The following is a 21,218-nucleotide window of genomic DNA, read 5'->3' on the forward strand; positions in this document are numbered from 1 at the left end:
GATGCCGCGTGCGGGGCGCCTGCGTCGGGCGATCTTCAAGTTGCCCTAGGGTGTGGGGAGTTCCCGGTGGCGTCACGCTGCCGGGACTTCGTGCTTCCCGGGCGGAGTTGGATCATGCGATACGTGCGGCTGCTACAGCGTGGGCCGGTGCTCTTGCTGTGGGGAGCGCAGACGACGTCGGTGTTCGGTGACCGCCTGTACGCCATGGCCGTGATGTGGATGGCCTGGGAGCACGCGGGCGCCGGGGCGATGGGCCTGGTGGCCATCGCGGAGTCGCTGCCGTACATCGTGCTCGGCACCGTCGGGCGCCGGGTCATGGACCGGTTCGCCTCGCTCGGGGCGCTGGCCGCCGTGGACGCGGTGCGACTGGTCCTGGTTGCGGGGCTGCCGTGGGCGTGGTCGCAGTTCGGCACCGCTGGGCTGGTCGTCTCGGCGGCCCTGCTGGGCGTCGGCGGTGCCCTGTTCGACCCGAACCTCGGCACGATGGTGCCGGACCTGGTCGAGCGGGAGGAGGTCCAGGCCGTCAGCGGCCTGATGGACCTGACCGGCCGGATCGCCCGTGTCGCCGGTCCCGGGGCCGCCGGGCTGCTGCTGGCGGTGATGCCGCTGGCCGGGCTGTTCTGGACGGACGCGGCGACGTTCGCCGTCTCGGCGCTGGCTCTGGTGCTGCTGGCGGGCCGCCGTCGGCAGGTTCCCACCCGGGCGGAGTCGGGGCCGCAGGCGGCGGGGGTGCGGCCGAGCGCCTGGTCGCTGGTGCGGACCCACCCGGACACCGCTCTGGTGCTGGCTGTCCACGGGCTGGGGATCTTCGCCGGCGCGGTGTCGCTGGCCATGCCCGCGCTGCTGACCGCCCGCCTGGGAGCCGGGGCCGCCGCCTACGCGGCGGTGCTGGCCTGCACCGGCCTGGGGGCCCTGGCGGGCAACCTGGTGGCCGGGAACGTCCGGCTGCCCGGTCCGCTGCCCGCGCTCTACTGCGGGGCGTGGGCGGTGTCCGGGCTGGTCCTGGCGGCCACCGGCCTGGCGGGGTCGCTGCCGGTGCTGCTGGTGCTGTCGGTGCTGTCCGGCGCGGTGGCGCCGTTCCTGCAGATCGCGCTGTCCACGCACTTCGCGCTGTTCCCTCCGGCCGCCCGAAGGCGGCTGCTGACGGTGGACCTGACCGTCATCCGCACCTGCGGGACGGTCTCGATGCTGTTCGTTCCGGCACTGGCGGCCGCCGCCCCGAGGGCCGGGTTCCTGAGTGCCGGTCTGACGGTCGCGGTGCTGGCCGGTGGCGGCGGGGTCCTGGTGCTGGGGTGGTCGCGCACCCGCCGGCCGCTGCCGGTGGCCGAGCAGGTGCCGGAGCTGGCGGCGCGGGACTGACCCCGTCAGCGGGCCGGGCCCCGCGCTGCGGGGCCCGGCCGGTGTGCTGGTGGTGCTCAGGTCAGCTGGCGATCAGCTGCCAGTGGGTGACGGTGATGTCCTCCAGCGGGATGCCGAGGTCCTTGTAGATCCGCTGGTGCATGGCGCCGAACCAGGCGTCGCGCCGGTCGTCGAAGAACTCCCGGTCGTACCAGGCGACGCCGAGCAGGACGGTGCCGCCGCCGTTCGGGTTGCCGGGCTCGGCCTCCCAGTAGGTGCACTGCCAGTCCCAGAGCATGAGCTCCTCGGGGCGGTTGCGCAGGCGCTCGTCGGACTCGCGCAGGGACTGGATGCACCGCTCGGCGGTGGCCGCGTCGGGGCAGTAGTAGGTGCAGTCGGACTTGGCGATCGGGGTCTTGTCGGCGCGGCGGGCCGCGTCGGCGTCCTCCCCGACCAGGACGCGCACCCGGGTCACCAACTTGTCGCTGGTGCCGAGGTCTTCGAGGATGCTCACCGTTGTGCTCCTCTCGATGGGGCTGGGTTTCCTTGGGTGGTGCTACCAGCCGGTCCCGGCAACCGGGTCCGGGCTGGGGCTCTGGGGGTCGCGCCGGCGGATTCCGCCGGGGGCGACGTAGCGGATGTTCAGACCGACGCGGGCGCCGGTGGCCGTGTTCGTGCCGGAGCGGTGCAGCAGTTGGCTGTCCATCAGCAGGGCTGATCCTGCGGGCAGCGGCAGGGCGGTGGCGGTGGCAGCGGTGAAGCCGGTGGCCTCGTCCGCCCGGCCGCGCTCGGCGCCGGTCTCGGCTTCGGAGGAGAACGGCAGGTAGCCGAAGCGCTGGGAGCCGGGCACGGCGTGCAGGCACCCGTTGTCGAGGGTGGCGTCGCTGATCGCCAGCCAGGCGGAGACCGAGCGGTCGGGGTCGAGTTCCACGCGGGCGTCGATGCCGTCCTGGTGCCAGGGGACCTCGAAGGTGTGGTCGGGCCACTTCACGACCAGGAAGGTGTTCTCCACCGCGACGTCGGGGCCGATCAGGGCCTGGACGGCGGTCAGCAGCAGGGGTGCGCGAACGGCCGCCTTCGCCCAGTCGGTGTCCAGGTGGGGGTTGCGGACGATCTCCCGCCGGTCGGCGCGGTGGAGCGCGACCAGTTCGGCGGCTCGGGCCTTGGCGGCGGCGGGGGTGGTCCATCCGATGCCGGAGCGCAATCCCCGGGCGCCGAGCAAGCCGTCAGCGGTGGTGGTGGGCACGGAGGTCTCCCGTCAGGCGGTTGTCAGGAGGGCCGCCATCGGCTGCCGTCGAGAGCCGGAAAGGCGGCGCGCGAGGGCGCGAGCAGCCCGCCGGGGGTGGGTGAGGAGCTGGCGGCGGGTCAGGGGCTGGTCGGGGAGCGCGACCTCCGCCCAGACCTTCTTGCCCCTGGTGGTCTGGTTAGCGCCGTGGGCGAGGGCCAGGCGCTCGACCAGGAACATGCCCCGGCCGGTCTCCGCTTCCGGACCGGGAACCTGGTGGTGGGGCAGGGCCTGCGAGCCGTCGTAGACCTCGATGATCAGGCGTCGCAGGTCGAGGTTGGCGTGCACGCCGACGGTGAGCATCGCTCCGGTGGTGTGCCGCACCGCGTTGGTGACGAGTTCCGAGATCACGGTCTCCAGGGCCATGCGGCTGTCGGCGTCCGTGCGCACTCCCCACTGCTTGAGCAGCCGGCCGAGCCGCTGGCGGCTGACGGGCACGGAGACGGGGTCGCGGATCAGGAGGAAGCTGCTGCTGCACACGCGCATGTCGAAGGAACCCTTCGGGGCGTCAGGCCGGAGCTGGGGGGCTTGGATGAGCCGTACGGAGGGAAGGAATCGGTCCCGCCCGGTGGCCCGCTTGGCTGGTACACAGTCAACTCCCGCTCGTGGTACCTCCGGTGGTGCCAGCAGGGGGTGCATTTTTTGCGCGGGGGGCCGCTTGAGGGGGCCAGGATCGGGCACCGGTCAGTCAAGGGCTTGGGGGACGGGCATGATGGCTCCAGACGGCATCGGCGCCGTGCTGAGGCGAACCAGGGAAGCGGCCACGCTCACCCGCGACGAGCAGGCTCTGCTCTTACAGGCAGCTCAGGGCGGTACGTGGTTCGACCCGGAGAACCTGAAGCGCTGGGAGACCGAGCGGCGTCTGCCCACCCCGAGGTGGCACCGGCTGCTGGCCGACGGGTACGGGCTCTCGGTGGAGGAGGTCGCCCGAGCGGTGGCCGCCTCGCGGCGCTGGCGCCGGCTCCACCGGCAGCAGGTCGAAGTGGACGGAGAGGAGGGTACGGCGGTGAACCGACGACAGTTTCTCGGCGCGGCGGCATTGACGACAGGTGTCGTCGCCCTGCCCGGCATCGCGGAGGCGCGGCAGGGGATCGACGCCGGCCTGTCCGGCTCCGACGCCGGCGACCTCGCCTACCTCGACGGAGCGTTCGAGCGCCACCGCGGCGGGTACCACGGGCGGGCACCGGAGGTCGTGCTGGCTCAGATGCGCCAGGACCTCAGCCTCCTCCAGGACGTCCTCAGCCGCCCGCACCCCGCCTCCACCCGCTCCGACCTGGCCCGCACGGCAGCCGGGATCACCGGGCTGGTGGCGATCATCCAGCACGACCGGGCCGACCAACGCGACTCCCACGGCTGGTTCGCCACCGCCGAGAAGGCCGCCCGAGAATCCGGCGACCGGCACATGCTGGCCTGGGTCCTGGCCCGGCACGCGATGGTCCCGCTCAACTACGGCGCCCCGAACGCCGCCGCGAACCTGGCCATCAGCGCCCGCCACGAGGCTGGCCGAACCCCCACGGCTGCCGCAGCCCTGGCCGCCGCCGTCACCGCGCGTGCCCTGGCCTCGATCGGCGACCACCGAGGGGCCCTTCGCGCGGTAGCCGACGCCCGCACCATCGCCGAGCACCTCGACACCGCGCAGGCGGCCGACACCTGGTTCGGCTACCCGCTGCAGAAGCACCACGTCCATCTCTCGCAGGCGTTCACGCTGATGGGCCGCACCCGTGAGGCCAACGCCGAACAGGAAGCAGCCCTCGCCCTCACCAGGTCGCCGTCCGTCATGACCCGGGCCCTGCTGACCATGGACGCCGCGACCTGCCTGAGCTTGGACGGCGACCAGACCGCCGCAGCCGACATGGCCGCCGAGGTCTGGCAGCAACTGCCTGTCGCGTACCGGGACGGGCTCGTCCGCTCGCGTGCCGAAACCCTGCACCGGACCCTCTCCGGCCCGGCCCACGCGCGACTCGGCGAAGCACTGGCCAGCTGACCCGGCTGAATCCGGCGGGGGCGGGGTCCGGAGGAGCCCCCGCCGGGGCTCCCGCGCGGCTGGAAGCCCAACACGTCGTACGGAAGGGCATCCATGCCGCCGTCCGGGCTAGACGTAGCGAAGCGGGCGCGGCACTGCCGGATCGGCCGTCAGGCCGATGCTTCGGTGGTCACCGGAATCTCGGCGCGCGCCCTCCTGCGGGTGGGCACCCAGCGACCTGACGTCCGGACGGGGCGGGCTGTCCACCATCCGCCTCCTGACCTGCGGCGTAGGCAGATGCAATTCCAGTTCCACCGCCACTTTTCCCAGGCCAAGGACTCGGCTTCAATACGTTCTCCAAGCTGCCGGTACGGCCGCAGCTGGGTCCAAAGGATCTCGATGTAGAGCTTCGAGTCCGTTGTGTCCGACAGCCAGACGTCGAAGACGATCGGTCTCGAACCGGCTCCCATGGAAGGCTGGTACATGCGCGATCCGGCCTTCGACTTGTAAGTGAGAGCGCCGGCAACCCTCACCTCCACGTTGTGCGCCACGGCCGTCCCGACCGCGCGTACCGCAAACGTCGTCTTCTGCTTCCTGTAGGTTTCGCTCCCCTCGGTCCCCTCGGTCCGCTCGTCCAGCTCGGGCTCCCGTGTCCTGCGGATATTCCACCCATGCTGGGGGCGATCGAGCCAACCCCAGCGGGCGGCAGCAAGGGCAGCGGCAGCTGCAACGGCAGCAAAGGCGAGAGTCCACCAGTCCATCCGTGCACGGTAGTCGCGCAGAGTCGCCGGGCAGGCCGCCGACACGGAGCAACGTGCCTAATGTGACAGAAGGGCAGATCCGCCTCTGACCTCGGACCTTGGGTTGACAACCCTAGATAACGAGCGGTGCGTGCGCGCTGGCCGCCGGGCTGTACAAGGTGGTGACCAGTGCGGCCATCCTCGGCGCGCTGACCGACCTCCTGGACCGGGCGCTCCATGCGACGTGACGGCCCGTCGGCCGGGTGGTCGGCCGGATCCCCTCGGCCGGTAGGGCCCCGCCGTCGTGACGCGGGCTTCGTCACGGCGGAGACGGCGGTGGCGTTGCCGGCGCTCGTCCTGCTCGCCGTGATGCTGATCTGGGGTGTGCTCGCGGCGGCTGCGCAGATCCGTTGTGTCGATGCGGCGCGGGTGGGTGCCCGGGCGGCCGCGCGCGGGGAGGCGGACGCCGCCGCGATCGCCCGCGCGGCCGCCCCGCCCGGGGCAGCCGTACAGGTGGCTGTCGAGGCCGACACGGTTCGCGTCACGGTAGACGCCCCGTCGGCGGCCCCGGGCAAGCTCGCCGGCCTGCTCTCCGTACGGCTCGGCGCGGCCGCCGTGGCGGCGCGGGAGGACACCCTGGTGAGCACCGGAGGAGGTGTGGGTCCATGGCCGTCTTGAGTCCGGTCGCGGCCTTGGCGGGCCGGGTGGCGCGGGCCCGGACCGCCTGCACGGCGGGGCGTCGGCCCGACGGCGGCTCCGCGACGGTCTGGCTGATCGCGTTCGCGGTGCTCGGCTGTGCGACGTTCGCCGCGACCCTGTCGGTCGGCGCGGTGGTGGGCGCCCGCCACCGGGCTGAGTCGGCCGCCGATCTGGCGGCCCTGGCGGCGGCCGACCGGCTGCTGCTGGACCCGGACGGCGGGTGCGGTCGGGCGGCCGGGATCGCGCAGGCGCAGGCGGCCACCGTGGTCTCCTGCACCGTGGAGCGGGAGGCGGACGCCGTCGAGGTGGTGGCGGAGGTCCGGATCGGTGGAGTCCCGGTGGGCCTGCCGATCGGACCGGCCCGGGCTCGTTCCCGAGCAGGCCTGGTCCGCGCTCCGGCCGCCCCGACGGACGAGGATGTCAGCGCGACGGGGGGCGGCTCATGAGTCCCCAGTGGACGGCCAGGCCGCCCCGCCCCGGGCCTCGTCCCCGCCACTCGACCGGCCCCGGAGCTGGTCCTGACCTCGGTCCTGGTCCTGGGCCGGATCCTGACCTCGGTCCTGGTCCTGGTCCTGGTCCTGGGCCGGATCCTGACCTCGGTCCTGGTCCTGGGCCTGGTCCTGGGCCTGGTCCTGGGCCTGACCTCGGTCCTGGTCACCGTCGACTGCAGGCGCGCCGTCGAGCAGGACGTCGAGCAGTCGGACGGCAGCCGCCTTGTCCAGCGGTTCGTTGCCGTTGCCGCACTTGGGCGACTGCACGCAGGACGGGCAGCCGCGCTCGCACTCGCAGGCGGCGATCGCCTCCCGGGTGGCGGTGAGCCACTGGGCGGCACGCTGGAAGCCGCGTTCGGCGAATCCGGCCCCACCCGCGTGGCCGTCGTAGACGAACACGGTGGGCAGCTGGGTGTCGGGGTGCAGCGGCACCGAGACACCACCGATGTCCCAGCGGTCGCAGGTGGCGAAGAGCGGCAGCAGGCCGATGGAGGCGTGTTCGGCGGCGTGTGCGGCCCCGGGGAGCTGGTCGGGTGGGATGTCCGCGTCGAGCAGCTGGTCCTCGGTGACGGACCACCACACAGCGCGGGTCCGCAGGGTGCGGGGCGGCAGGTCGAGCTTCGTCTCGCCCATGATCTCCCCGGTGGAGATCCGTTTGCGGAGGTAGCCGACCACCTGGTTGACCACCTCCACCGAACCGAAACTGAGCCGGCCCTCGCCCCAGGCGAGGGAGGTGTCGGTGGAGAGCACCGAGATGGAGGTGATGTCGCGGGCGGCCGTGGTGTAGGGCGGGTCGGCCGGTTCGACCAGGGCGACGGAACTGTCCAGGTCGAAGTCCCGGACGAGGTAGCTGCGCCCCTGGTGGATGTGGACGGCCCCGGTGTGGACGGTGGTGTGGGCGGCCGAGGCGTCCACCGTGCCGAGCAGCCGGCCGGTCGGGGCCTCCACGATCTGCACCGGACTGCCGCCGCTGCCGCGCAGGTCGACGGCGTCGGCCGCCCGTTCGCGGCGGGTCCAGTACCAGCCCCCACCGCGCCGGCGGAGCAGTCCGCGCCGCTCCAGGACGGGCAGCAACGGGCCGGTGGAGGGGCCGAACAGCTCCAGGTCGGGGTCCGTGAGCGGGAGCTCGGCGGCCGCGGCGCACAGATGCGGGGCGAGGACGTGCGGATTGTCGGGGTCGAGCACGGTGGCTTCGACGGGCGTGGCGAACAGCGCCTCAGGGTGGTGCACCAGGTAGGTGTCCAGCGGGTCGTCGCGGGCGATCAGGACGGCCAGCGCGCCTTGGGCCTCGCGCCCGGCTCGCCCGGCCTGCTGCCAGAGCGAGGCACGGGTGCCGGGATATCCGGCCATCAGGACGGCGTCCAGACCGGAGATGTCGACGCCGAGTTCGAGAGCGGAGGTGGAGGCGACGCCGAGCAGGCGGCCGGTGTGCAGATCGCGTTCCAGCGCCCGGCGCTCGTCGGCGAGATAGCCGCCGCGGTAGGCGGCGACCCGGTCGGCGAGCGGTCGGCCGAGCTGGTCCTGGGTCTGGAGCGCGACGAGTTCGGCGGCACGGCGGGAGCGGACGAACACGACGGTGCGGATCTGCCGCTCGACGAGGTTGGTCAGCAGGTGGGCGGCCTCGGCGGTGGCCGTCCTTCGAACGGGTGCCCCGTGCTCGCCGACGTTCTCGGTGAGCGGCGGTTCCCAGAGGCCGAAGACCATCGGACCACGCGGAGAAGCGTCCTCGGTGACGGCCTGGGCGGGCAGCCCGGTGAGCAGGCGGGCGGTGGCAGCGGGGTCGGCGGTGGTGGCCGAGGCGAGCAGGAAGGTGGGTGAGGACCCGTACCGGGCACAGATCCGGCGCAGCCGTCGCAGCACCTGGGCGACGTGCGAGCCGAACACGCCCCGGTAGCTGTGGCACTCGTCGACCACCACGTAGCGCAGCGTTTTGAGGAAGGAGGACCAGCGTGCGTGGGCGGGCAGGATGCCGCGGTGCAGCATGTCGGGGTTGGTGAGTACGTACGAGGCGTACTGGCGGACCCACTCGCGCTCCTCGGGCGGGGTGTCGCCGTCGTAGAGGGCGGGCCGGACCCTGGGCGGGGCGAGTTCGGCGGCCCGTCGCCGCTGGTCGGCGGCGAGCGCCTTGGTCGGGGCCAGGTACAGCGCGGTGGCGCCGCGGCCGTTGCGGGCTTCGGTGCCGTCCAGCAGGTCGCTGAGCACCGGTGCCAGATAGCCGAGCGACTTGCCCGAAGCCGTCCCTGTGGCGATCACCACAGAATGGCCGCTTTTGGCCAGATTCATCGCTTCTGCCTGATGGGCCCAGGGACGTTCCACGCCCAGCACCCGGGCGGAGTCGACGATCTCGGACCGGATCGAGTCGGGCCACGGTGAATAACGGGCTGGTCGGGCGGGAAGGTGCTCCGTATGGGTGAGCCGGTCCGACCGCCCCCGGGTGGTGGACAGGGTCGTGAGCAGTGCCTCGGGCAGGCTGTGACGGGGCGGCATGAGGACCCAGTGTGTCACCGGCGTGACGGAGAATCGTCGTAAGCCATCGTGCGGGCATGGTCGCAGGTGGTTGAATGTGGCCGTGACGGCCGTACGGCCGGGGGTCGCAGCGCTGAGGCTCGCCACGCGTGGCTGGGCGCGTCCGGGGTTCGCGATCCATGCGGTGGCGGCCGTCCGGCCGAAGATCGCAATGACGTAGCAAGGCAAGGTGCTGGAGGTTCCGTGGACCTGTCCCTGTCGACCCGTACAGTCGGCGATCGCACGGTCGTCGAGGTTGGCGGCGAGATCGATGTGTACACCGCCCCGAAGCTGCGGGAGCAGCTGGTCGAGCTCGTCAACGACGGCAACTACCACCTCGTCGTCGACATGGAGGGCGTGGACTTCCTCGACTCGACCGGTCTGGGCGTGCTGGTGGGCGGTCTGAAGCGAGTGCGTGCCCATGAGGGCTCGCTGCGCCTGGTCTGCAACCAGGAGCGAATTCTGAAGATCTTCCGCATCACCGGCCTGACCAAGGTCTTCCCGATCCACACCTCGGTGGACGACGCGGTCAACTCGACCGACTGACCCGGCCGGGCCGGCCCTGTGCCGGCCCGCCCGATCCACGCGTCCGGCGTCCGGGGCCCTCGTGGCCCCGGTCTCCCGGCCGCCCCGGGGCCGGCTGATCCCGGCCCGCCGGGGCCCCGCATGCCCGGCCCCGGCCGGACACCCCGAAGGGGAGAGATGGCAACCGTCGAACTTCGATTCAGCGCGCTTCCCGAGCATGTCCGTACGGCCCGGCTGGTCGCTGCGGCTGTCGCAAGACGAGCTGGGGTCGACGAGTCGGTGCTCGACGAAGTCCGGCTCGCCGTCGGTGAGGCGTGCTCGCGGGCGGTCGGCCTGCACCAGCGTGGCGGTATCACCGGTGCGGTCCGGGTCGCTCTGACGGACCAGGAGAAGCGTTTCCTCATCGAGGTCGAGGACGAGGCGGGCCCCGCCACCGTTCCGGCCCGAGGTGCTGCCGAGGGCGATCCGGACGAGGACACCCTGGGTCTCGCCGTGATCACCGGACTGGTCGAGGAGCTGGAGGTCACCAGCGGCGCGAGCGGTGGCCTGATCCGGATGAGCTGGCCGGTCTCGGTCGATGCGATGGCGCTCTGACGCACGCGGACGCGTGCGGACCGTCCTTTCGCCTTCCCCGATGCAGGACCCGGGCCGACTCCTCGGTTCGGGGTGCGTTCCTCGCGGCCGCCCGCCCGCCGGCATCGCGGCCTGTGGCCGGTGTCCTGTTTCTCCTCCGGTCTCTGGCCTTTGGCCCTGGTTCCTGGGCCTGTCACCGTCTGCCTGCCTCCGCGGCTGCCGGTCCTGCCGCCGAGCGTCCACCTGGCGGGAGGGCATTGACAAGTTGTTGAATTCAGCGGTTCCCTGCTTTCGGTACGACCGGGTCCGATCGGTGATTCGGGCCTGTCGTAAATGAGGGAACCCATGCGGATTCGCATTCTGTGGCCTGCCGGTCAGGCGCTCGCCACGCTTGAGGCCACGCCCACCGCCGAGGCGCTCTGGGCCGTCCTGCCGATCAGCTCGTCGGCCAGCACCTGGGGCGAGGAGGTGTACTTCGGCACGCCGGTCAGCGTGCCCAGGGAGGAGGGCGCCCGCCAGGTCGTCGAGCCGGGCACGGTGGCGTTCTGGATGATGGAGACAGCCTCGCGCTGCCCTACGGGCCGACGCCGATCTCATGGGACGGGGAGTGCCGGCTGGCCGCACCCTGCAACATCCTCGGCGCCCTGGACGCGGACGCCGACGTGCTGCGAACCGTCCGCCCGGGCGACCCGATCAGGGTCGAGCGGGCCTGAGCCGGTCCGGCCGGGGCTCGGGGAGGCCGATCGACCCGGGGCGGGCGGGCGGGAACCAGGGGGCGGGTGGGAGCCGTGTAGGTTCGCAGTTCGACGACCGAAACCGAAAGGGCTTCTCCCGGTGAACAAGCGACTGCTGGCCGTACCCGCGCTCGGCGCGCTGCTGGCGTTCGGCGCCGTCGGCTGCGGCGACGACAACAGCAAGCAGCTGGAGTCCTGGGCGGCGAGCGTCTGCGGCGCGGCCAAGGACCCGATCGCCCAGGCGCAGACCGCTCTGTCGGACACCGGCCAGGTGAAGACCGGTGAGGCGCCGGGCGATCTGCAGAAGCGCCTCTCCGCCGACATCGGGCGACTGGCCAAGACCAACCAGGACATCGCCGCGGCCATCGACTCCGCCGGCGCGCCCAAGGTCGACGACGGCGGGACCCTCCAGAAGGACACCGTCACCGAGCTCAACAAGGCGGCCGACGGCTACCTGGACGTCCAGAAGAAGCTGGACGCGCTGTCCAACGACGACCAGGCGAAGTTCGCGGACGGGCTGCGCAGCGTCTCCGACCAGCTGCAGCAGCTGGCCTCGCTCTCCACCCAGGCGCAGGCCAAGCTGCAGCGCGGCGAACTCGGTGCCGCGATGGCCAAGCAGGAGGGCTGCAAGCCGGGCTCGGCCACCGCGGCACCGACCGCCGGCGCGAGCGGGGCTCCGGCGGCCGGCGGCAGCACCGGCACCCCGGCACCCGGCGCGACCGACGGCGCGAGCCCGACGGGCAGTGCGGCCGCGACGGACCCGGCCGCGGCCTCGGCCCCGTCCGCCCCCGCCGCCGTCCCGTCGGCGAGCTGACTCGACCGGTCAGCGGCCGACCCGGCCGCTGACCGTCAGCCATCAGCCAGCCGACCGCCAGCCGCCCCAGGAGCCCGTCAGCCGCCCCCAGCCGCCCGTCAGCCGACCGGGCGTGGGGCCTCGGGGCCTCCTGGAGCCCCGCAGGGACCGGTCGTCCGGCAGTGCGGTTGGCCCGGGCGGGGGAGCGGGGCCGGCGGCCCGGGGGACAATGGCGGGGTGATCAGTAGCCCCGTTCTCGACCCGACCCGCCTCGCCAAGTTCCGCGAGGCGCTGCTCGCGGCCTCGTACACCGCCGACGGCTGCCTCGACCTGCTCGGGCCCACCGGCTACGCCGCGCTGGCGCGCAGCGAGGCCGTGCCGGCCCTTCGCGCCACCCGCGGCGGCAGTCCGCTGGAGACGCTGGTGCGGCTGTTCCTGCTGCAGCAGCCCGTGCCGTACCGGGCGGCCGCCGCCGCGCTGCCGGTCGAGGACTGCCTGACCGACGGCTGGCTGCGCCCGGACGGCGATCTTGTGCGGGCCACCGTGGACGTCCGCCCGTACGCCAACGAGGTTGCCGGTCTGCCGAGTTCGGACGCCTGGGTGGTCTCCGACCTGGGCTGTGCAGTCGGTGGCGCGGGCGGGATCGGCTCGGGTGAGACCGCGCACGGCGTGGCCCGCAAGGACCTGGTGCTCGGGGTGGGCGGTGCGTCCACCACGCTGGCCAACATCACGGTACGCCGGCCGGTCCGGGCCGCCCTGGACCTCGGTTCGGGCTCCGGGGTGCAGGCGCTGCACGCCGCCCGGCACGCCCAGCGGGTCACCGCCACCGACCTCAATCCGCGCGCCCTGCGGTTCACCGAACTGACCCTCGCGCTCTCGGGTTTCGACAACACCGAAGCCGTCGACGGCAGTCTCTTCGAGCCGGTCGGGGAGCGGAAGTTCGACCTGATCGTCTCCAACCCGCCGTTCGTGATCTCGCCCGGCGGCCGGTTCACCTACCGCGACGGCGGCATGGCGGGCGACGACCTCTGCCGCAGTCTGGTCCGTTCCGCCGCCGCGCACCTGGAGCCGGGAGGCTACTGCCAGTTGCTCGCCAACTGGCAGCACGTCAAGGGCGAGGACTGGCACGACCGGCTGGCCGGCTGGGTGGCGGGCACCGGCCTGGACGCCTGGATCGTCCAGCGGGAGGTCCAGGACGTCGCCCAGTACGCCGAGTTGTGGCTGCGTGACGGCGGCGACCACCGCGGCCCCGGCGGCGACTACCAGGCCCGGTACGGCGAGTGGCTGGACGCCTTCGAGGAGGGCGGGGTCGAGGGCGTCGGCTTCGGCTGGATCACCCTGCGGGCGAGCGGTGCCGAGCGGCCGACCGTCCGGGTGGAGGAGTGGCCGCACCCGGTGGAGCAGCCGCTCGGGCCGCACATCGAGGAGTGGTTCGACCGGCAGGACTACCTGCGCACGCACGACGACGCGGGGCTGCTCGCGACCCGGTACGTGCTGGCCGACGAGGTGGTCCAGGAGCAGGTCGGCGCACCCGGGGCGGAGGATCCGGAGCACGTGATCCTGCGTCACAACCGGGGTATGCGGCGTGCCACCAAGGTGGACACGGTGGGTGCCGGGTTCGCCGGGGTCTGCGACGGGACGCTGTCGGCCGGCGAGATCGTGGACGCGATCGCGCAACTGCTCGGCGAGGACCGGGTGGTGCTTCGGGACCGGGTCCCGGAGTCGCTGCGGCTGCTCACGGAGCAGGGGTTCATCCGCCCGGTCGACTGACCGACGCCGCTCGCCGGGCGCCCGGTGGCTCTCGGACGTAACCCGGTGTGGGCCCGCACCGTACCGGCTCGGGCTCACCAGCGCTGTCCCGTACCGGCTCTGTCCCGTAGCGGCTCGGGCCCGCACGAGTGCGGGCCCGGCCCGGCGTCGTCCGGCCCGGCGTCGTCCGGCCGGTTCATCTCCCCGTATCCCCCGGTTCGCCCGCCGGTCGCTGCACAGCTGTCCCGCGTTGGCCCCCGACTGTGAGGCTCTGTCCACAGGCTGTGGACAGAGCTGGGGGCAAGGCGTGGACACGATGACGGCCGCGGTGGGCGGCACCGTGCTCGCCCTCTTCGGCAGCGCACTGCTGCTCTGGTGCGCGGCCGAAGTGCGCCTTCGACACGGCGTGCGGCGCCGGGGGGTACCGGCGGTGGCCACGGTGGTCGCCGAGGCCGACGCGCACGGTGAGCTCGACAGTGCGCCGCTGCTCTCCTTCTCCGCGCCGGCCGTGACCGGCGGTTCCGGCCCGGGGCGATGTGCCGAGCTGGTGCGCACCCGGCCGCGCGGTCACACCCCGCTGCGCCGGCCGGCCCGCTTCGCGCCCGGTGCGTCCGTCCGTATCTCCTACGACCCACGCCGGCCGAGCCGCGTCGTCCTGGCGGCGGCGGAGACCGGCCGGGCCGCGGTGGCCGATCTGCTCTGGTCGTCGCTCGGAGCCGGCTGCGTGGCCGCGGGGGCCGTCCTGATCAGCGTCGGTCTCGGGGGCTGAGCGCGACCGGACCTCGGCCGCGCGGTCCGGCGGGTACTCGACCGGTCCGGCGCATTCCGGTCAGGTCCGGCTCGTTCCGGTCGGATTCGGCACGTTCCCGCCCGACGCGCAGGCCCGGTCACGCCGCCGCACCGCCGCACCGGCACACCGCCACACCGCCACCCCGCCACCCCGCCACCCCGCCGCACCCGCCGCAAAGGCTGATGGACATACCGGGGTACAAGGCATGCAACCGGCCCGTAGTGCATCCCGGCGCTCGCCGCCCCCCGCCGTCGGACCGAAGCCGGAGCGTGTCGATTTTCCGTTGACAGATTTTGAAATCCGTCATTCCATCCTTCGAAACCCGCCGAAGCCCCCCTCCACGGGGCACGATCCTCCATCATCGGGTTACCGTTCGAGTGGCGTCGGTCGGCCTTGCCGGTGAAAAAGCAGGATCCTTCCGTTTGACAAGGGTGGCCGGGGTACGGTCACACTCCGCTGGTGGGGTCGTCGTGCAGCGGCTGCCCCGGGACGGTGGAGGGGTCGGGCGGAGCGCAGCCCGTGCTGCCAGCGCCGACCAGCTCACATAACGACCGGGAGAGAAGAGCGAAGGTGTCCCCGAGCAGCGAGACCGCGCACGGACAGCGACTCGTCATTGTCGAGTCGCCGGCCAAGGCGAAGACGATCAAGGGCTACCTTGGCCCCGGCTACATCGTCGAGGCGAGCGTCGGGCACATTCGGGACCTGCCCAGCACAGCGGCCGAGGTCCCGGACAAGTACACCGGCGAGGTACGCCGCCTCGGCGTCGACGTCGACCACGACTTCGCGCCCATCTATGTGGTGAACGCGGACAAGAAGTCCCAGGTCAGCAAGTTGAAGTCGCTGCTCGCGGAGTCCGACGAGCTCTTCCTCGCCACCGATGAGGACCGCGAGGGCGAGGCCATCGCGTGGCACCTCCAGCAGGTGCTGAAGCCCAAGGTGCCGGTGCACCGGATGGTGTTCCACGAGATCACCAAGACCGCGATCCAGGAGGCGGTGGCCAACCCGCGCGAGCTGAACCAGCGCCTGGTCGACGCCCAGGAGACCCGTCGCATCCTCGACCGCCTCTACGGCTTCGAGGTCTCGCCGGTGCTCTGGAAGAAGGTCATGCCGAAGCTGTCGGCGGGCCGGGTGCAGTCCGTCGCGACCCGTCTGGTGGTCGAGCGGGAGCGCGAGCGGATCGCCTTCCGCAGCGCCTCCTACTGGGACCTGGTCGCCACCTTCGGCACCGGCCGCACCCCGGCCGACGCCGCCAACCCGGAGACCTTCGGCGCCCGGCTCTCCGCCGTCGACGGCAAGCGGATCGCCAGTGGCCGCGACTTCGGTTCGGACGGCCGCCTGAAGGCCGGCAGCGCCAGCACCCTGCACCTGGACGAGCAGGCCGCCCGCGCGCTGGCCGCCGCCCTGGAGCAGACCGCGTTCAGCGTCCGCAGCGTCGAGTCCAAGCCCTACCGCCGCTCGCCGTACGCGCCGTTCCGCACCACCACGCTCCAGCAGGAGGCCAGCCGCAAGCTGGGCTTCGGCGCCAAGCGGACCATGCAGGTGGCCCAGAAGCTGTACGAGAACGGCTTCATCACCTATATGCGTACCGACTCCACCACGTTGTCGGAGACCGCGATCACGGCCGCCCGGGCGCAGGTCACGCAGCTCTACGGAGCCGACTACCTGCCGGACGCGCCGCGCACCTACGCCAGCAAGGTCAAGAACGCCCAGGAGGCGCACGAGGCCGTCCGCCCGTCCGGCGACCGCTTCCGCACCCCCGCCGAGACGGGCCTGAGCGGTGACGACTTCCGGCTCTACGAGCTGATCTGGATGCGCACCGTCGCCTCCCAGATGAAGGACGCGGTCGGCCAGTCGGTCACGGTGAAGGTCGGCGGCCGCTCCTCGGACGGCCGGGACGCCGAGTTCTCCGCCTCGGGCAAGATCATCACCTTCCACGGCTTCCTCAAGGCCTACGTCGAGGGCGCCGACGACCCGAACGCCGAGCTGGACGACCGCGAGCGCCGGCTGCCGCAGGTGACCGAGGGCGACCCGCTGGCCGCCGAGCAGCTCACCCCGGAGGGCCACGCCACCAAGCCGCCGGCCCGCTACACCGAGGCCTCGCTGGTCAAGGAGCTGGAGGACCGGGAGATCGGCCGCCCGTCCACCTACGCCTCGATCATCGACACCATCATCGGGCGCCGCTACGTCTTCAAGAAGGGGACGGCGCTGGTGCCGTCGTTCCTCTCCTTCGCCGTGGTCAACCTGCTGGAGAAGCACTTCGGCCGACTGGTCGACTACGACTTCACCGCGCGGATGGAGGACGACCTCGACCGCATCGCGGCGGGCGAGGCGAAGTCCGTGCCGTGGCTGAAGCGCTTCTACTTCGGTGAGGGCGAGGGCCACGCCACCGGCGGAGCCGCCGAGGCCGGCAACGGCGACGGCGACCACCTGGGCGGGCTGAAGGAGCTGGTCACGGACCTCGGTGCGATCGACGCCCGGGAGATCAGCTCGTTCCGGATCAGCGACGACCTGACCCTGCGGGTCGGCCGCTACGGTCCCTACGTGGAGCGCGCCTCCACCGTGGAGGGCGAGCCGGGCCAGCGCGCCGACATCCCGGAGGAGCTGCCGCCGGACGAGCTCACCGTCGAGCTGGCCGAGGAGCTGCTGGCCAAGCCCAGTGGCGACTTCGAGCTCGGTCAGGACCCGGTCAGCGGCAACCAGCTGGTCGCCAAGGACGGCCGGTACGGCCCGTACGTGACCGAGATCCTGCCCGAGGGCACGCCCAAGACGGGCAAGAACGCCGTCAAGCCGCGCACCGCGTCGCTGCTGAAGTCCATGGCGCTGGACACCGTCACGCTCGACGACGCGCTGAAGCTGCTGTCGCTGCCGCGCGTGGTCGGGGTGGACCCGGAGGGCGTGGAGATCACCGCGCAGAACGGCCGCTACGGCCCGTACCTCAAGCGCGGCACCGACTCCCGCTCGCTCACCAGTGAGGAGCAGATGTTCACGGTCACCCTGGAGGAGGCCCTGGCCATCTACGCCCAGCCCAAGCAGCGCGGCCGCGCCGCGGCGGCGCCGCCGCTCAAGGAACTGGGCACGGACCCGGTCAGCGAGCGTCCGGTGGTGGTCAAGGACGGCCGCTTCGGCCCCTACGTCACCGACGGCGAGACCAATGCCACGCTGCGCAAGGACGACGAGGTCGAGACCATCACGCCCGAGCGCGGCTATGAGCTGCTCGCGGAGAAGCGGGCGCGCGGGCCGGTGAAGAAGACGGCCAAGAAGGCCCCGGCGAAGAAGACGGCGGCGAAGAAGACCGCGACCAAGACGGCCACCGCCACCAAGACGGCCGCGGCCAAGACCACGGCCAAGAAGACGACGACCAAGGCCGCCGCGAAGAAGACGGCCACCAAGAAGGCCGCCGCGAGCAAGACCACCGCCACCGACGAGGGCTGACCCTCCACCGGTGGCACCGGGCCCGCGTCCTCTCCGGAGGCGCGGGCCCGGGGTCTGTGGGCGACCGGTGCGCGGCACGGTGGGCCGGGCCCTCCGGCAGGTGGTGCCGAGCATGTGCGCGGCGCGTCACAACCCTGCAATGACGGGTATCCGGAAGCCCGCACCCCTCTTTTCCGGCCGGTGCCGACCGCTACGCTGACCGTATGACGAGCGAGGAGCAGCCCACCCCCGGCGCCGGCGGTGCCGCCAGAGCCGGCACGCCCGACCTGCCCGAGGTCGCGCCCGCCGGGACTCCCGGTGAGCGGGCCCGGGCGTTGTTGCGGCTGCGTCCGTACCGCCGCCTCTGGACCACTCAGCTGATCGGCGGCACCGCCGACCGGCTCGGACTGCTGGTGCTGCTCGCGCTGACCGTGATCGCGGCCGCCTTCGGCGGGCAGTTCGGCGACGTGCCGCGCAGCCTCGCCTTCGCGGTCGCCGCGGTCTTCGCGGCGCGGCTGGCCGCCACCCTGCTGGTCGGCGTCGCCCTGCTCGGCCCGGTGCACGGGCTGCTCGGCGGCAGGCTGGACCGGCGTTGGACGCTGCTCGGCGCGGACGTGCTGCGGGCCGTGCTGATCGGCATCGCGCCCTGGTGGATCGTCTGGCTGGGCTCCGGTCCCAGGCCCTCCGGCGCCGCGACCTACGTGCTGCTCGCCACCGTCTTCGTGACCGGCGCGGCCGAGCGGGTCTGGGCGATCGCCAAGGCCGCCGCCGTGCCCGGCCTGCTGCCGCCGGCCAACCCCTTCCTGCCCCCGGCCGAGCAGCGCCCGTCCGTGGCCAACCTGGAGAGCGTCCGGACGCTGGACCGCCGCACCGGCTGGGCCACCGTGCCGCTCGCGGCCACCGCGCTGGTCGCGCTCACCCTGGTCAACAACGTCTTCGCGGCGCTCGGCTCGGACTGGCTGCGCATCCACCAGACCACCTTCGCGGCGCTCGGCGCGGCCGTCCTGTTCACGGTCTCGGCCGTTCGGGCGTACCTGCAGGAGCTGCCCGGCGGCCCGACGGCGGCCGCCCCGCACTCCCCGCTGCGGAGCCTGCGGGCCCCGGCCGATGCCACGCCCGGCCCCGCCCTGAGCAAGGGCCGCACCGGCGGAGCCCCGTACTTCACCTTCTCGGTCGCCGCCGCCTACGCCTCGATGGCGGGCGTCGCCGCGCTCGCGCTGCTGACCGCCGCCGAGCACCGCGCCGGGCCGATCGGCTACGGCCTGCTGGTACTCGCCGCCGTCGGCACGCCCGCGCTCGGCGCCCGGCTCACCCGGGCCACCCTGCCCGCGCTCTCCCGCCGCAGGCTGCTCGCGCTGGCGCTGCTGGCCGAGGGCGTCGCACTGATCCTGGCCGGCCTGGTGCTGGACTTCGTCCTGGTGCTGCTGCTGACCGTGCTGGCCGGCCTGGCCGCCGGGATCGTCGTCTCGACCGGGCGTTCCCTGCTCGCCCAGGAGGTCGAGGAGGACCGGCTGCCGAAGGTCACCGAGCACCTGTACGCGGTGCTGCGGGCCGTGGTGGGCGGCGCGCTGATCGTCGTCCCGCTGATCGCCGCGGCCTACGGCGAGGTCGCGTACGGCACCGTCGAGCCCGGTTCGTTCACCTTCATCCACGGCGGCGCGGCCCTCGCGGTGGCCACCGCCGGGCTGCTGACCCTGGTGCTCGCGGCCGTCGTGCTGCTCAAGACCGACGACCGGCGGGGCACCGCCCCGTTCGGCCGGGACCTGATGGACGCCGTGCGCGGCGCCGCCGGGCCGGCTCCGCACCGCACCACCGGCACCGGCTTCTTCATCGCCCTGGAGGGCGGGGACGGCGCCGGCAAGTCCACCCAGGCCCAGGCGCTCGCCGAGTGGATCCGGGGCAAGGGCCACGAGGTGGTGCTCACCCGCGAGCCCGGCGGCAGCCCCGTCGGGCAGCGGCTGCGCGGCCTCGTCCTGGATGTCGGCAACACCGGCCTGTCGCACCGTGCGGAGGCGTTGATCTACGCGGCCGACCGCGCCGAGCACGTCGAGAACGTCATCCGCCCGGCGCTGGCTCGCGGCGCGGTGGTGATCACCGACCGGTACATGGACTCCTCGATCGCCTACCAGGGCGCCGGCCGCGACCTGGCCGCCACCGAGGTGGCCCGGATCTCGCGCTGGGCGACCGGTGGGCTGGTGCCCGACCTGACCGTCGTCCTGGACGTCGACCCGACCAGGGCGCGGGAGCGGTTCACCGAGGCGCTGGACCGGCTGGAGTCCGAGCCGACCGAGTTCCACCAGCGGGTCCGGTCCGGCTTCCTCGCACTGGCCGCCGCCGACCCGGCCCGGTACCTGGTCGTGGACGGAAGCCAGCAGCCCGGCTTCGTCACCACCGCGATCCGCCACCGGCTCGACCGCGAGCTGCCGCTCTCCGAGCAGGAGAAGGCCTCCCGGGCCGAGCAGGAGCGGCTCGCCCGGGAGGAGGCCGAGCGCCGCGCCGCCGAGGAGGCCCGCCGGCGCGCGGAGGAGGAGGCCGCCGAGCGCAAGCGGCTGGAACTGCTGGAGCAGCTCAGGGCCGAGCAGGCGGAGAAGGAGCGGCTGGCCAAGGAGGAGGCCGAGCGCCGCGCCGCCGAGGCGGCGCGCAAGGCGGCCGAGGAGGCCAGGCGCAAGGCGGAGGAGGAAGCCCGCCGACGGGCCGAGGAGGAGGCCAGGCAGCGTGCGGCCGAGGAGGTCCGGCTGGCCGCCGAGGCCGCCGAGCGCAAGCGGCTCGCCGACGAGGCGGCCGCTCAGGCGGAGCTCCAGCGGCAGCGGGAGCTGCAGCGCGAGGAGCAGCGCCGGCGTGCCGAGGAGGCGCTGCAGCGGGCCGAGGAGGCCCGGCTGGCGCAGGCCGCAGCGCTCGCCACGGCCGCTGCCGCCGCCGAGAGCGCGGCGGACCGGGCGGACCGGCCCGCTGGACCGGTCGACGACGTGACCACCGAGCTGCGGGTGGTGCGGGAACCCGAGGACGCCACCCAGGAGATCTCCGAGCGGGACCGCCGGGCCGCCGTTCGGGCGGCCGAGGCGGCCGGTGCCGCGGCCGCCGGCGGTGCGTCGGCGAGCCGGGCTCCGGAGGCCGATGCGACGACGAAGCTGCCGGTCGTCCCCGCCGCCCCGGCGGACGAGACGGCCGTACTGCCCCGGGTGCCCTCGGCGGACGCCGAGCGGTCCGGGGCGGGGCGCGACCACGCCGACCGCACCGACCGCACCGAGGTGCTGCCCCGGGTCGAGCCGGGCCGCCCGGCCGACCGGGTGCCGCCGGTCGACACCACCCGGGAGCTCCCGGTGGTCGAGGAGCAGCCGGCGGCCGAGCCTCGCCCCCGGCCCTCCTGGGCCGAGGAGACCCCGATGGACGACCTGCCGAGCCTCACCGACACCCTGCTGGGTTCGCGCGACGAGTGGGCCCGCTGGGAGCAGGGCGGTCCCGCCGACCGGAAGCCGCAGGACCCGCGCGGCGGCGCGGCCGCTCCTCCTCCGGCGAGCGCGGGTGGGCAGGGAGCCGGTGGGCAGGGCGGCCCGGGCCGGGCGGACGGCGAGGGCGAGGGCAAGGGCAAGGGCCGGCGCTGGGGTCGCCGGACCTGACCGTC

General features: G+C 73.4%; 17 protein-coding genes and 1 pseudogene. 13 read left to right on the forward strand and 5 right to left on the reverse strand.

Annotated features, from left to right (window positions below; translation table 11 throughout):
* Nucleotides 1-147: 147 nt before the first annotated feature.
* A complete protein-coding gene (locus AB0J08_RS27480) occupies nucleotides 148-1,359 on the forward strand; it encodes an MFS transporter (RefSeq protein WP_360639819.1) in 1,212 nt (403 codons plus the stop codon).
* Between the two features lie 61 nt (nucleotides 1,360-1,420).
* Here the strand turns inward: AB0J08_RS27480 and AB0J08_RS27485 are convergent, their stop codons facing one another.
* Genes AB0J08_RS27485 through AB0J08_RS27495 form a run of 3 tightly spaced genes read right to left on the reverse strand, consistent with a single transcriptional unit; the run spans nucleotide 1,421 to nucleotide 3,109 of the window.
* Nucleotides 1,421-1,852 (reverse strand): hypothetical protein, encoded by a 432-nt coding sequence (locus AB0J08_RS27485; RefSeq protein WP_360639822.1) that lies wholly within the window; start codon nucleotides 1,850-1,852, stop codon nucleotides 1,421-1,423.
* 42 nt (nucleotides 1,853-1,894) lie between these two features.
* Nucleotides 1,895-2,584 (reverse strand): phytanoyl-CoA dioxygenase family protein, encoded by a 690-nt coding sequence (locus tag AB0J08_RS27490; RefSeq protein WP_360639825.1) that lies wholly within the window; start codon nucleotides 2,582-2,584, stop codon nucleotides 1,895-1,897.
* A 12-nt stretch (nucleotides 2,585-2,596) separates the two neighbouring features.
* A complete protein-coding gene (locus AB0J08_RS27495) occupies nucleotides 2,597-3,109 on the reverse strand; it encodes an ATP-binding protein (protein ID WP_360639828.1) in 513 nt (170 codons plus the stop codon).
* A gap of 223 nt (nucleotides 3,110-3,332) precedes the next feature.
* Between AB0J08_RS27495 and AB0J08_RS27500 the strand changes: the two genes are divergently transcribed.
* Nucleotides 3,333-4,607 (forward strand): helix-turn-helix domain-containing protein, encoded by a 1,275-nt coding sequence (locus AB0J08_RS27500; protein WP_360639831.1) that lies wholly within the window; start codon nucleotides 3,333-3,335, stop codon nucleotides 4,605-4,607.
* Between the two features lie 149 nt (nucleotides 4,608-4,756).
* Here the strand turns inward: AB0J08_RS27500 and AB0J08_RS27505 are convergent, their stop codons facing one another.
* Nucleotides 4,757-5,347 (reverse strand): hypothetical protein, encoded by a 591-nt coding sequence (locus AB0J08_RS27505; protein WP_360639834.1) that lies wholly within the window; start codon nucleotides 5,345-5,347, stop codon nucleotides 4,757-4,759.
* Nucleotides 5,348-5,463: 116 nt separating this feature from the next.
* Between AB0J08_RS27505 and AB0J08_RS27510 the strand changes: the two genes are divergently transcribed.
* From AB0J08_RS27510 to AB0J08_RS27520, 3 genes are all read left to right on the forward strand, one after another.
* Nucleotides 5,464-5,574, forward strand: coding sequence for a DUF4244 domain-containing protein (locus AB0J08_RS27510; protein WP_360639895.1), 111 nt, complete (start codon nucleotides 5,464-5,466; stop codon nucleotides 5,572-5,574).
* An 88-nt stretch (nucleotides 5,575-5,662) separates the two neighbouring features.
* A complete protein-coding gene (locus AB0J08_RS27515; RefSeq protein ID WP_360639837.1) occupies nucleotides 5,663-6,004 on the forward strand; it encodes a TadE family type IV pilus minor pilin in 342 nt (113 codons plus the stop codon).
* Complete coding sequence (locus AB0J08_RS27520) at nucleotides 5,992-6,471, forward strand: Rv3654c family TadE-like protein (RefSeq protein WP_360639840.1); 480 nt, start codon at nucleotides 5,992-5,994, stop codon at nucleotides 6,469-6,471. Before AB0J08_RS27515 ends, AB0J08_RS27520 begins: the two co-directional genes overlap by 13 nt.
* Here AB0J08_RS27520 and AB0J08_RS27525 read toward each other — a convergent pair.
* Nucleotides 6,466-9,003 carry a DEAD/DEAH box helicase gene (locus AB0J08_RS27525; protein WP_360639843.1) on the reverse strand — a complete coding sequence of 846 codons (2,538 nt, stop codon included), beginning with the start codon at nucleotides 9,001-9,003 and terminating at the stop codon, nucleotides 6,466-6,468. The two genes, AB0J08_RS27520 and AB0J08_RS27525, sit on opposite strands and share 6 nt — an antisense overlap.
* Nucleotides 9,004-9,225: 222 nt before the next feature.
* Between AB0J08_RS27525 and bldG the strand changes: the two genes are divergently transcribed.
* The 8 genes and pseudogenes from bldG to tmk all read left to right on the forward strand — a co-directional run bounded on the left by bldG (nucleotide 9,226) and on the right by tmk (nucleotide 21,213).
* Nucleotides 9,226-9,567, forward strand: a complete 342-nt coding sequence (gene bldG, locus AB0J08_RS27530; RefSeq protein WP_148644090.1) for an anti-sigma factor antagonist BldG — start codon at nucleotides 9,226-9,228, stop codon at nucleotides 9,565-9,567.
* A gap of 156 nt (nucleotides 9,568-9,723) precedes the next feature.
* Nucleotides 9,724-10,140: an ATP-binding protein gene (locus AB0J08_RS27535; RefSeq protein WP_360639846.1), complete on the forward strand. Its 417-nt coding sequence runs from the start codon at nucleotides 9,724-9,726 to the stop codon at nucleotides 10,138-10,140.
* 324 nt (nucleotides 10,141-10,464) lie between these two features.
* Nucleotides 10,465-10,832, forward strand: a pseudogene (locus tag AB0J08_RS27540) (cyclophilin-like fold protein).
* Between the two features lie 121 nt (nucleotides 10,833-10,953).
* Complete coding sequence (locus tag AB0J08_RS27545) at nucleotides 10,954-11,667, forward strand: small secreted protein (protein ID WP_360639849.1); 714 nt, start codon at nucleotides 10,954-10,956, stop codon at nucleotides 11,665-11,667.
* 216 nt (nucleotides 11,668-11,883) lie between these two features.
* The gene (locus AB0J08_RS27550) at nucleotides 11,884-13,416 is read left to right on the forward strand and encodes a methyltransferase (protein ID WP_360639852.1); all 1,533 of its coding nucleotides are present in this window, start codon (nucleotides 11,884-11,886) and stop codon (nucleotides 13,414-13,416) included.
* A 295-nt stretch (nucleotides 13,417-13,711) separates the two neighbouring features.
* The gene (locus AB0J08_RS27555; protein WP_360639898.1) at nucleotides 13,712-14,164 is read left to right on the forward strand and encodes a DUF3592 domain-containing protein; all 453 of its coding nucleotides are present in this window, start codon (nucleotides 13,712-13,714) and stop codon (nucleotides 14,162-14,164) included.
* A gap of 591 nt (nucleotides 14,165-14,755) precedes the next feature.
* Nucleotides 14,756-17,617, forward strand: a complete 2,862-nt coding sequence (topA, locus tag AB0J08_RS27560) for a type I DNA topoisomerase (RefSeq protein ID WP_360639855.1) — start codon at nucleotides 14,756-14,758, stop codon at nucleotides 17,615-17,617.
* Nucleotides 17,618-17,820: 203 nt separating this feature from the next.
* Nucleotides 17,821-21,213, forward strand: coding sequence for a dTMP kinase (gene tmk / locus AB0J08_RS27565; protein WP_360639858.1), 3,393 nt, complete (start codon nucleotides 17,821-17,823; stop codon nucleotides 21,211-21,213).
* The last annotated feature ends 5 nt before the right edge of the window (nucleotides 21,214-21,218 follow it).

It is taken from the genome of Kitasatospora sp. NPDC050463 (genome assembly GCF_040655255.1).
In the GTDB taxonomy this organism is placed as follows: Bacteria; Actinomycetota; Actinomycetes; order Streptomycetales; family Streptomycetaceae; genus Kitasatospora.